The sequence below is a fragment of the Massilia sp. IC2-476 genome (assembly GCF_020707295.1).
Lineage (GTDB): Bacteria > Pseudomonadota > Gammaproteobacteria > Burkholderiales > Burkholderiaceae_D > Telluria.
This window is the reverse complement of the sequence record NZ_JAJFER010000006.1, coordinates 163,729-175,465: the sequence shown is the minus strand read 5'-3', so window position 1 is coordinate 175,465 and position 11,737 is coordinate 163,729. Positions and strand designations below refer to the sequence as shown.

The following is an 11,737-nucleotide window of genomic DNA, read 5'->3' as shown; positions in this document are numbered from 1 at the left end:
CATTGTCAGGCACCATGTGCCGATTTGCGGGCCAGCAGTTCGGACTGCACCTGCGCCAGTTTGGTTTTATCGAGGTCGTAGAACAGCATGCAGATCACGGCCAGGAAGGAGAACACGGCCGGCACGAAGGACATCAGCCAGACAATGCCTTCCTGCGAACCGGCGCTCTGGGCGGCGTTCGGCACGTAGCCGAGGGCCGTGAACAGCGATCCGATCACGGCCACGGCCACCGCCGTTCCCAGCTTCTGCGAGAAGGTGGCCGCGGCGAAGGTGATGCCGGTCGCGCGCCGGCCGGTGCGCCATTCGTTGTAGTCGGCCGTATCCGCATACATCGAGAAGGCCAGCGGCGACTTCGGACCGAGTACGAAGCCCATCGCCACCTGCAGCACGTACATCAGCGCGACCTGGTCGGGCGGGATGAAGAAGAAGGCGCACGAGATCAGGGTCGTCAGGCTCATCAGGATGATCATCAGGCGCTTCTTGTCGACGAAGCGTGTCATCACCGGGGTCAGCGCGGCGCCCACGCTGGCGGCGATCATGTAGGCCGGGATGAACGAGGCGATCAGCTCCGGCCGCCCGACGTAGTACTTGAAATAGTAGGCCGCCGTGGTGCCGCGCAGGGTGATGGTGACCATGATGATCAGCGCGAGGAAGAACAGCACGACCCAGGGGCCGTTGCGCGTCAGGTCGCGCACGTCCTGCACGAAGTCGTTCTTTTGCCCGGGCGGCGGTGCAATGCGCTCGCGCGTATTGAAAAAGGTGACCACGAACAGGCAGGCGGCGGCGATGCCCCAGACCACCATCGTCAACTGCCAGCCCTGCTTCGCATCGCCGGCGCCGAGCGTGCGCACCAGCCAGGGGGTGGCGGCGGTGACCAGGGTGCTTCCCGCAAATGCGAAGATGAAGCGCAGGCCGTTGACCGACGAACGCTCCTGGGGATCGCTCGACATGACGCCGGACAGCGCGTTATAGGGAATATTGATGCAGGTGTAGCACACCATCATCAGGAGGTAGGTGCCATAGGCCCAGACCAGCTTGCCGGACTCGGACAGGTCGGGGGTGGTGTAGGTCAGCACGGCGGCGCCGGCCAGCGGCAGTGCTCCCCACAACAGGTATGGACGGAACTTGCCCCAGCGCGTGGTGGTGCGGTCGGCCGCCGTACCGATGATGGGATCGGTGAAGGCGTTGATGATCTTCACGATGAACATCATCGACGCCGCCGCGGCGGCGCTCAAGCCAAAGGTGTCGGTGTAGAAGATGAGGAGGAAAGTCGAGACATTGGTCCAGAAAAAGTTGAACCCCATGTCGGCGACGCCATAGCTCAGCTTTTCGCGCCAAGGCAAAACAGTTGCTGTCACAGTGTCTCCGTTGTCATTGTCATGCCGCGATAGCGTTCCATGGAAACGAGGACGCCAGTCTGTTAGCGCTAACATTTATAGAAACAGTATGAGGGCGACAACGAATTCTTGTCAAACAATTTTTTGGCGTCCCCGCCAGGCTCAGTAAGGCATGCCGCCAACGTCCAGTGGCAAACGCCAGAGTGCACCGGCGCCGGTCATGTACAGGGTCTTGCCGTCCTTGCCGCCGAAGGCCGCGTTGGTGATATTGGCGTCGACCCGGATGGTCGCCAGCTGCCTGCCCTGCGGCGAAAACACGCGTACGCGCTTCGATCCATGCTCGGTCACGTACAGGTTGCCGTGGCAATCGAGCGTCATGCCGTCCGCTTCCTGCAGGTCGCGCACCAGCGCGCGGCCAGCCTGCGGCCCGCCTTTCACGATCGGATAGGCCATCAGCAAGCCATCGCTGGCATTCACGTACAGGACATCTCCCGCGGGCAACAGCGCGATCCCGTTGGGATTGCGGCGCGAACCGTCCACCAGCGTCACCGCGCCGTCCGTGCCGACCCGGTAGATGCCGGTCACCGGCTGCCCGCCGGGCGCCGCCGCCTTTTGCCAGTCCGGATCGGTGAAGTAGATGCTGCCGTCGCGCGCGATGGCGATGTCGTTGGGCGAATTGAAGACATTCCCCTTGAAGCTGCCGGCGATCGTGACCCGCTTTCCATGCCTGTCCAGACGCACGAGCGCCTTGTCCTTGTGGCTGGCGAGGACCAGTTCTCCCCTACCGTCCACGGCCAGTCCGTTGCTGCCGCTGTCCTCGATCAGCGTGCTGACCGTGCCGTCGGCCGCCAGCTTGCGCACGCGCGAGGGGAAACCCTTGGCGAAGCTGAAGTCGGAAAAGTAGAGGGCGTCCCCGACCCACACCGGGCCTTCGTACAAGCCCGGCTCGGTGCGCGAGGGCGTCACCGAGGCGAGGCGCTCGGCCTTCAATTCGCCCGAAGGCGGCGCACCGCAGCTCGCCGCGAATGTATTGGTCGCGAACAGGGCCAGCGATGCGCAAGCGAGGCGCCTTACGGCGGCGGACATTGGTTTGGATGGGGTCGGCATGCAAACATGATACTTGAAATAAGGCCAAGTATTTCGTTTTGCCTGCTATGCAGCCGCCAGGCGCGCGAGATCCACAATGCGGTAGCTGGCCTGCTCGCTGCCATTGCTGGAATGGATAAACGCGACCGTCCCCACCTGATACAGGCTGCCGGCAGCGGCCGGCACCATCGTGTGCACACGTGTGACCAGGAAGCCGACCGCTCCGCGCGGCCCCTGCACCACCAGCACGACGCCGTGGGCAGGCTGTTCCGCCTGCGACCCGGCACGCAGGTCGATCACCAATATCACCCCGCCGTTCCACTCGATACTGGCGCTGGCCGCCGTGTCCGCGCGCGCATCGAGCACTTGCTGGACTGCCGAAATTGGCGTCGCCGCGTGGCCGCTGGCCTCGAACACGATATAGGCCTCGGTGGTGGCGACCCGTCCCCCAGCCGAAGGCGCCGCCGCGGCGGCATCGTCCGCGCGCATGCTGAGCGTCGCTTCGGGAACACGGGCGAACAGGGTCGCGGTATCGAGCAGATAGACCGCATTCCCTTGCGCGTCGAGGACCTTCGCCGTGCAGCCGTCCGGCATGGCCAGGCCCGGGCCGCCGAAGCTCCGCAGCTCGAGCGCCGCGTCTACCGGCAGGCCGAGGGCAAGTCCCTCGTGCTCGATCACGGCCAGCAGGCCGGCCGTCGCATCGAACGCAATGTCTTGCAGGACGCCGGTAGCCAGTACCGGCAGGTGGCGGTTCCGCCAGAGGCAATACTTCGCCTCGATGCCCACGCCAAAGCTCGATAGCGCCGGCATGGGGATCACTTCGGCCAGGCTGCCGGACGGCAGCGCGAGCCGCGCAGCGCCGACCTGCAGCACAGCGTATGCGTCGGTAGTGTCGGATGAGGGCGCGTCGGCGGGCGTAGTGGAAGCGGGGGCGGCGTCGCCGCTCGTCTCGGGCTGGCAAGCGGTCCACGCGGCCGCCAGGTCGGCCAGCCTTCCCACTTCCAGGACACTCAACACCTTGCCGGCGCCTGGCGCCACGGATTGAAACACCTCGTCGGGATCGTCGTCATGGTGCAGGCGTGTCACCGAATGCGCCGCGACGTCGACCATGCCGCCGACCGCATCGACCCGCAGACCGATCGTGCGCGGACCCTCGCGCAGGATCAGGATGCGTGCATCGTCCCCGCTCTCGGGGCCTGCGCCGACGTCGACCCAGCGCCCGAGCTCGACGACGGGAACGGGCGAGCCGAGATGCTCGACCACGCCCCACAGGGCGCCCTGGCGCCGCGGCAGCAAGGGCACGTTAGCGGGCGGTGCGATCGCCTGCACGACATGCTCGATCGGTACCCCTAAGGAGACCATGCCGATGCGCGCCTCGGCCAGACGGACGCTGGCCATGCTGGAAGCCCCCACGATCAGCGCTCCGTCGCGATGCGTTCCAGTTCGGTGAGCAGCGCCGAGACGTCGCGCGTAGCGGTAGCCTGGGCGCTGGTCGAGGCGTGGATCTGGCCGATCGATTCGCTGGTGCGGGATACCGACTGGACGATGCGGCCGAAGGCATCCTCCACATCGACGGTCAGGCGGGTGCCCTCTCCCACCCGGCTGACCGTTTCGTTGATCAGCTTGGAGATTTCGCGCGCCGCCTGGGCCGACTTCTCGGCGAGCTTTCGCACCTCATTGGCAACGACCGAGAATCCCTTGCCGTGTTCGCCGGCGCGGGCGGCCTCGATTGCGGCGTTAAAGGCAAGCAGGTGCGTCTGACCGGCGATGTCGCCGATGGTCTCGATGATCTCGTGCACGTCGCCCGACGCCTTCTCGATCGACTCCATCGCCAGCTTCGAACGCGCCAGCAGCTTGCTGCCTTCCGCCGCTTCCGACTGGGTCTGGACTGCGAGTCCTGCGGACTGTTGCGAACCCTGGGCAATGACAGCGATCGACTGCGACAGGTCCGCGAGGACCGTCGAAATGGCCTTGACCTTGTCGGTGATGGATTCCTCGCGGCGCACCTGCTCGGTGATGTCCATCGCGAACTTCACTACCTTATACGGCCTGCCGTGGACGTCGAAGATCGGGTTGTAGGTGGCGAGGATCCAGATCTCGGCATCGTGCTTGCCGCGACGCTTGAAGCGGCCCGACTGGAACTGCCCCTGGGCCAGGTTTGCCCAGAAATGGCGGTAGGCCGAACTCTTGATGTGTTCGCCATCGCAGAACATGCTGTGGTGCCGCCCGAGCACCTCGTCCTCCGCATAGCCCATCGTGCGCAGGAAATTGTCGTTCACCGACAGCACGTTGCCGCGCAAGTCGAATTCGATGACGGCCTGCGAGCGGCCGATCGCATCGAGCTTGCCGCGGGTCTCGACATCCGCGGCTTTTTGGCGCGTGATGTCGGTTGCGAACTTGACGATCTTGATCGGCTTGCCTTCGGCATCGAGGATGGGATTGTAGGAGGCCAGGATCCATACCTCCTTGCCCGCCTTGTCGATGCGACGGTATTCGCCGGCATTGAATTCGCCGCGGCCGAGACGCTCCCAGAAGGCGAGATATTCGGACGAACGCGCAAATGCGGGCTCGCAGAACATCCGGTGATGCTGTCCGCGCACCTCGTCCAGCGCGTAGCCCATCACACTCAGGAAGTTCTGGTTGGCGTGCAGCACCCTGCCCTGCAGGTCGAACTCGATCACCGCCTGGACCCGGTCGATTGCCTGCATCTTGCCTTCGAAGTCGGCATTGCGGGCGCGCGCGCCCGTGACATCGGTGGCGAACTTGATGACCTTGTAGGGCTTGCCTTCCGCGTTCAGGATCGGGTTGTAGGTGGCCTGGATCCAGACCGGATGGCCATCCTTGGCGATGCGCTTGAATTCGCCACTGTGGAATTCGCCGCTCGCGAGATGCTTCCAGAATGCCCGGTACTCGTGCGAACGGCCGTAGGTCGGGTCGCAGAACAGGGAATGATGCTGACCGACGACTTCGCTGAGGCTGTAGCCCAGGGTGTCGAGGAAGTTCTGGTTGGCGTGCAGGATGCGTCCGTCCAGATCGAACTCGATGACGGCCTGGGCGCGGTCGAGGGCCACCATGCGGCCCTCGAATCGGCGTTGCGCAAGGTCGCCTCTGAAATGTCGGTGGCGAACTTGATGATCTTGACCGGTTTGCCTTCGGTGTCGAAGACCGGGTTGTACGAGGCTTGCAACCAGACCGGCCGGCCGTTTTTCCCCACACGCATGAATTCACCGCTGCTCGGATGGCCGCTCGACAGCCCTTGCCACAAGGCCTGGTATGCCTCAGATTCCGCAAATTCCGGCAGGCAGAACATGCGGTGGTGCAGCCCTACCACTTCACTACGCTCATATCCCATCACGTCCAGGAAATTCTGGTTCGCGTGCAGAACATGGCCAGCGAGGTCGAATTCGACGACGGCCTGGATGCGATGGATCGCATCGAGGGCGGCATGCGCCATGTCATGCCGTGATTCGGACGTCAGAGGGAATTCGAGGTCGATTGGAGTTCGCATTGGTTCAAGAGGAAATGGCGTGCTTTGGGTGATTGACGAGCAAGGATGTACGAGGGACCACCTTGCCTGGGATTTAACTTTGATTCCGTATGGAAACATTAAGACCGAGAGAATACCTAAACTTCACCCAGAAGTTGATAGTATTTATCAATCGTGCGCAGCAATTTCATCAAATTCGACAGAAGAATCATTTGTGCCACATACACTGGTCACACAGACGGCAGCCAGGGAGCGGCCAACAGCGCGCACATCGCTCTCTATATACTGTTGAGCATCATGCCGGCGCTGCGCCTGCCTGCCAGCTGGCAAGCGCAGCGCGTCGATACGGGAAAGGAACGCTTCATGAACATCGTCATCGCACCAGACTCCTTCAAGGAGAGCCTGTCGGCGCTTGCGGTCGCAAATGCGATCGAGGCCGGTTTCAGGGAAATCTTCCCGGAGGCCCACTATCGGAAGATTCCCGTGGCGGATGGCGGCGAAGGCACGGTGCAGGCACTGATCGACGCCAGCGCCGGACGGCTGGTCGAGCTCGAGGTGAGCGGCCCCTTGGGCGAGCCGGTGCGGGCCTTCTACGGCCTCATGGGAGACGGCGCCACCGCCGTCATTGAAATGGCCGCGGCCAGCGGGCTGGAACAGCTGCCCCCCCTGCTCCGCAATCCCTGGTACACCAGCAGCCGCGGCACCGGCGAGCTCATCAAGGCCGCGCTCGACGCCGGGGCGCGCCGTTTCGTCCTCGGGGTGGGTGGCAGCGCCACCAACGATGGCGGCGCCGGCATGCTGCAGGCGCTCGGCGTGCGCCTGCTGGATGAAGGGGGCGCTGAGCTCGGCCCCGGCGGCGGCCAGCTCGGCCGCCTGCACGGCATCGATCTTACGGGCCTGGATGCGCGCGTGCCGGACTGCGTGTTCGACATCGCCTGCGATGTCACCAATCCGCTGGTGGGCCCGCAAGGCGCGTCCGCCGTGTTCGGGCCGCAGAAAGGCGCAACGCCCGACATGGTGCGCCAGCTCGACGACAACCTGCGCCACTACGCCGCGGTGATTGCACGTTGCCTTGGTCAGGACGTCGCCGACCTGCCCGGCGCCGGCGCCGGCGGCGGGATTGCCGCGGCCATGAGAGTCTTCCTCAACGGGCGCCTGCGCCCTGGCAGCGAGATCGTGGCCGAGGCCGTGGGCCTGGATGCGGCGCTGGCGGGAGCCGACCTGGTAGTGACCGGCGAAGGCCGTATCGACGGCCAGACGGTGCATGGCAAGACCCCGATCGGAGTGGCGCGCGTCGCCCGCCGCCACGGCGTTCCGGTGATCGCCATCGGCGGCAGCCTGGCGCCGGACACGGCTCAGGTGCACGCCCACGGCATCGACGCCGCCTTCGCCAGCGTCACCAGGGCATGCACCCTGGCCGAGGCCTTGAAGGAAGCCGCGCCAAACGTGCAGGCGGCGGCGCGCAACGTCGCTGCGGCGCTCAAGATCGGCATCGACATGGTACAGGGGTAGGCAAGCGCTTCCTGATCGGAGCACATGGTCCGCTGCAGGTTTCAAAAATGAAACAAAGAATGCCATTGAGCAAGTAAGTCGTGGTATAGTGTCTATCTATTGGTGCGCCGCACCATTCATCGTGGCGCTTATATGGGACTGTATCCGGGCGCGACCGACAAAGGCACATCCTGGAAACGCTCGACACCATCGCGCACTGGCGCGCCCGCCTCTTCACTTCGCTGCTGTCCATCGTGCTCGTGCTGGGCGTGGTGCTCTGGCTGCCGACCACCGGCATCCTGCTGTACCAGCGCATGTGGGATGTCGCGGCAATCAATACCGCGGCGATGGCTTGGGTCGGCGTGCTGTGGTGGTGGCGTCGCCTGTCCTACACGGCACGGGTACTCAACTTCCTCGCCATCAACCTCTTGATCGGCGTCGCGCTGATGGTCGTGGTGGGCCCGATCAGCGAAATCTACCTGTTCGCAGCCCCGGTGCTCGCCGCGATCCTGCTTGGCACCTGGCCGGCGGTGTGGATCCTGGCCGGCAGCGGCCTTGTCCTGTTCCTGCTGTGTCATGCGGGCTACGTGGACCAGAAGATCGTGGGCATGCCCGCCACCGACCTGTTCGCCGCGCTGTCGGTAGCCCTGAACTTCCTGTTCGTGGGCGCGGTCCTGACGCTTTCCTGCGCCTTCCTGCTCAGGCGCCTGGCCAAATCGCTGGACGACCTGCACCGCCTCGCCTTCTACGACGTGCTCACCGGCCTGCCCAACCGCCGCCTCCTGATGCAGCGCCTCGACGAAGTGGTCGGCCAGGCGCGCCAGGGCGGGCGCGGCGCCGCGGTCATGTTCATCGACCTCGACCGCTTCAAGCAAATCAACGACGGGCGCGGCCACGCGACCGGCGACGCCCTGCTCAAAAGCGTGACTGCGCGCCTCTCCGGCATCGCCGGCGATGGCGACATGGTGGCCCGCATCGGCGGCGACGAGTTCGTGGTGCTGCTGGCGGACCTCGGCCGCGGCAGCGCGAACGTTCACGCCCGCGCCCTCGCCACTGCCGAGAACATCCGGAACGCGATGGACACGCTGTTCGAGATCGACGGCCAGGCTTACATGGCGTCGGCCAGTATCGGCGTAGCCTTCCTGCGCGGTCCCGAACAGGGCGCCGACGACCTGCTGCGCGAAGCCGACACCGCCATGTACCGCGCCAAGCTGGCCGGCCGCAACCGGGTGGCGGTGTTCGAGGCGGCCATGCAGGCCGAGGTCGAGCAACGCCTGTCCCTCGAACGCGACCTGGCCGCCGCGCTCGATCGCGGCGAGCTGGCGATGCACCTGCAGCTGCAGGTCGACCGCCACGGCATGCCGGCCGGTGCGGAAATGCTGATGCGCTGGCGCCGCGCCGACGGCAGCATGGTGCCGCCCGACCAGTTTATTCCGGTCGCCGAGGAATCGGCCTGATCCTGCGGCTGGGCCAGTGGGCCCTGCGCCAGGCTTGCGATAGCGTGGTGCACCTGAACCGCGCCGGCCATCCGCTGCCGCTGTCGGTGAACGTCAGCCCGTCCCAGTTCCGCCAGCCGGACTTTGTCGACCAGCTACAGGCGGTCCTGGCGGAGACCGGAGCCCCGGCAAGCCAGCTGGTGCTGGAAGTGACCGAAGGGGTGCTGGTCGATGACAAGGAGACCATCGACCGGATGCACCAGCTGGCGGCGCTGGGCATCCGGCTGTCGATCGACGACTTCGGTACCGGCTATTCGAACCTCGGCTACCTCAAGCGCCTGCCGCTGTACGAACTCAAGATCGACAAGAGCTTTATCCGCGACACGCCCGGCGACGCGGGCGCCACCGCCATCGTCCAGTCGATCCTGGCAATGGCCGGGCACCTCGGCCTGCGCGTGATTGCCGAAGGAGTGGAGACGGACGAGCAGGCCGCGCTGCTCACGTCCAGCGGCGTCGGCGGCATGCAGGGCTATCTGTTTGCGCGGCCGATGCCGGTGCCTGAGCTGCTTGCGCTGCTGGAGCGCGACGCCATGCCGCCCTGCTTTGACGTTTCGTCAGCGGTCAGATGCAAGACTGCTGGCGAATGACGTGAACCGGGAGGGGGCATGCGGTAGATATCGGGATTCAGCTCCACATATACCGGGCCCTTGTTACGCTGCACCAGCCTGATCCTGGACGGCGTAGCAGCCGACAGTCGCGTTCCGTCCGGATCCGCTTCCAGGCCAATGTACAGCGACAAAAGTGCCAGCGAAGTTCACTTTTGTCTAAGGACACACCATTGCCCAATCGCCATACTGTTCTCTGAGGTCCTATGCAGGCCTCCGCAGCACTTCATAATGATTATCAGGAGATCAAATGGACCGACGAAAAGCCCTCCGTCTGTTAGGCTCAGCCGGTGTCATGGCGCAGATGCCACTGGCTGGCCTGGCGCGCGCCCAGGGCGGCGCTACCGCAGCGGCAAGCAAAAAGGGGACGATGCTGATGAACCGCATCGCCCCATCCGTGTCGGAGCTGTACATCGCGAACCTGGACGGCTCGGACGAGCGCAAGCTGCTTGCCGACACCGCCTTCGAATACAACGCCAGCCTGTCGGCGGACGGCAAGTGGCTGTTCTTCACGTCCGAACGCCGCGGTGACGGCCAGTCGGACATCTACCGCGCACGCGCCGACGGCAGCGGCATCGAACCCGTTCTGGCAAACGATGCCATGGAGGACGCGGCGGTTCTCTCCCCCGACGGCAAGACCCTGGCCTACGTCTCCACCGCCAACGGTTACCGCGCCAATATCTGGCTGCGCGACATGAAGACCGGACGCACCCGCCAACTGACCGGCGTGGGTGCGATCAAGGGCAAGGAAGGCATGCCCGACGGTTACTTCCGCCCGGCCTGGTCCCCGGACGGCAAATGGATCGCTTTCTCCAGCGACCGCAACACGCAGTGGACCGGCCACGACGAGGGCCATGGCTGGGAACACACCCAGGAGCTGAGCGTCTACATCATTCGCCCCGACGGCAGCGGCCTGCGCAAGCTGGCCTCGAAAGCCGGTCATTGCCTGGGCTCCCCTTCATGGTCGCCGGATGGCAAGCGCGTGGTGTTCTACGAGATGACCGTGGAAGCCACCTGGGGCGCGCGCCGCCCCAACTACATCAACAAGGCCTACTCGCAGATCGTGTCGGTGGATGTCGCCAGCGGCAAGCGCGAAGAGCACACCACCGGCACCGATCTCAAGCTGCAGCCGCAATACATCAGCGACAGCGAGATCGGCTACCTGGTCAAGTATGGTCCCAACGAAGGCCTGCATTACACCTCGGGGCGCGCTCCCCTCAAGCAGGCCTTCATCCGCTCGCCAAGCTTCGTCGCCGGCGGGAAGGTCATTTACGAGAAGGTGGCGTTTAAACCCGTGCGCCCTTTGTTCAAACCGCTGTTCAGCTGGGACAAGAAATTCGAGTACCGCCACGTCGACGTCTTCCCCCTGATGTCGCGCGACGGCTGGATCGTCTACACCGAGAAGCAGCTGGGGAACAGCTCCGTGTTCATCATGCGTCCGGATGGCTCCGAGCGGCGCAAGGTCTTCGATTCGGAAGGCCGCGGCCTCGACCTGGCCAAGGTGCGCATGGGCCTGGCCGGCGCCTTCCAGCCGTGCTGGTCGCCCGACGGCGAATGGATCGTCTTCGGCCTTGGCTACTGGTTCGGCGAGCGCAACACCGCGACCGCCGCACTGTGGCGCGTACGGCGCGACGGCAGCGGCGCCGAGCAGCTCACCGACGGCAGCATCCACTCCGGCTTCCCGAGTTATTCTGCGGACGGCAAAGAAGTCGTGTTCCGGGTCTGGAGCGCCAAGGAAAAAGGCCTGCGCATCCTCAACCTGGAGACCCGCCAGACGCGTGTGCTGACCGAAGGCTACGACAACCTGCCTGGCTGGTCACCCGACGGCAAGCGCATTGTCTTCACCCGCAAGCGCGAGGACGGCAACTTCGACGTCTACACGATCCATCCCGACGGCAGCAATCTGTTCCGTTGCACCGACCATCCATCGAGCGACGGCCATGCGGTCTGGAGTGCCGACGGTCGCATCATGTGGAGCGGATCGCAGCACGGCTTCCGGGACGAGGCCGCCCTGTACGAGCAGACCTTCCAGCAGTACGGCCAGATCTACATCATGAACGCCGACGGCTCCAACAAGCGCCTCCTCACCGACAGCCGCTGGGAAGATTCCATGCCGCTGTACCTGCCTTAAGCGCGCGTCACACGCGGTGGCGGCATCCTGCCCACCGCGTCTTTTCCCCTCCCATCCCCTTCCTCTTCCAGGCGCGGCGCGACCACCGGCGCCGGCCGCGGCCG

Annotated in this window: 6 protein-coding genes and 2 pseudogenes; 3 read left to right on the top strand and 5 right to left on the bottom strand. The window is 64.9% G+C overall.

Annotation, left to right across the window (positions count from 1 at the left end; translation table 11 throughout):
* Positions 1-5: 5 nt before the first annotated feature.
* From LK539_RS17015 to LK539_RS24400, 5 genes and pseudogenes are all read right to left on the bottom strand, one after another.
* Positions 6-1,358, bottom strand: a complete 1,353-nt coding sequence (locus LK539_RS17015; RefSeq protein WP_227802239.1) for a glycoside-pentoside-hexuronide (GPH):cation symporter — start codon at positions 1,356-1,358, stop codon at positions 6-8.
* Between the two features lie 141 nt (positions 1,359-1,499).
* The gene (locus LK539_RS17010; protein ID WP_227802238.1) at positions 1,500-2,423 is read right to left on the bottom strand and encodes an SMP-30/gluconolactonase/LRE family protein; all 924 of its coding nucleotides are present in this window, start codon (positions 2,421-2,423) and stop codon (positions 1,500-1,502) included.
* A gap of 66 nt (positions 2,424-2,489) precedes the next feature.
* Positions 2,490-3,821 carry a chemotaxis protein CheW gene (locus LK539_RS17005; protein WP_227802237.1) on the bottom strand — a complete coding sequence of 444 codons (1,332 nt, stop codon included), beginning with the start codon at positions 3,819-3,821 and terminating at the stop codon, positions 2,490-2,492.
* A 17-nt stretch (positions 3,822-3,838) separates the two neighbouring features.
* Positions 3,839-5,497, bottom strand: a complete 1,659-nt coding sequence (locus LK539_RS17000) for a PAS domain-containing methyl-accepting chemotaxis protein (RefSeq protein WP_227802236.1) — start codon at positions 5,495-5,497, stop codon at positions 3,839-3,841.
* 89 nt (positions 5,498-5,586) lie between these two features.
* A pseudogene (locus LK539_RS24400) lies at positions 5,587-5,784 on the bottom strand (PAS domain-containing protein); the annotation flags it as partial.
* 489 nt (positions 5,785-6,273) lie between these two features.
* Between LK539_RS24400 and LK539_RS16990 the strand changes: the two are divergent.
* The 3 genes and pseudogenes from LK539_RS16990 to LK539_RS16980 all read left to right on the top strand — a co-directional run bounded on the left by LK539_RS16990 (position 6,274) and on the right by LK539_RS16980 (position 11,633).
* Positions 6,274-7,422, top strand: coding sequence for a glycerate kinase (locus tag LK539_RS16990; protein ID WP_227802409.1), 1,149 nt, complete (start codon positions 6,274-6,276; stop codon positions 7,420-7,422).
* 233 nt (positions 7,423-7,655) lie between these two features.
* Positions 7,656-9,484 (top strand): annotated as a pseudogene (locus LK539_RS16985) (putative bifunctional diguanylate cyclase/phosphodiesterase).
* A gap of 313 nt (positions 9,485-9,797) precedes the next feature.
* Positions 9,798-11,633, top strand: a complete 1,836-nt coding sequence (locus LK539_RS16980) for a hypothetical protein (protein ID WP_227802235.1) — start codon at positions 9,798-9,800, stop codon at positions 11,631-11,633.
* The last annotated feature ends 104 nt before the right edge of the window (positions 11,634-11,737 follow it).

What these genes read in the sequence shown, in the direction of transcription:
- LK539_RS17010 (WP_227802238.1), bottom strand. Translation starts at nt 2,423, where the DNA reads ATGTCCGCCGCCGTAAGGCGCCTCGCTTGCGCATCGCTGGCCCTGTTC.
- LK539_RS17005 (WP_227802237.1), bottom strand. Translation starts at nt 3,821, where the DNA reads ATGGCCAGCGTCCGTCTGGCCGAGGCGCGCATCGGCATGGTCTCCTTA.
- LK539_RS17000 (WP_227802236.1), bottom strand. Translation starts at nt 5,497, where the DNA reads ATGGTGGCCCTCGACCGCGCCCAGGCCGTCATCGAGTTCGATCTGGAC.
- LK539_RS16990 (WP_227802409.1), top strand. Translation starts at nt 6,274, where the DNA reads ATGAACATCGTCATCGCACCAGACTCCTTCAAGGAGAGCCTGTCGGCG.
- LK539_RS16980 (WP_227802235.1), top strand. Translation starts at nt 9,798, where the DNA reads ATGGCGCAGATGCCACTGGCTGGCCTGGCGCGCGCCCAGGGCGGCGCT.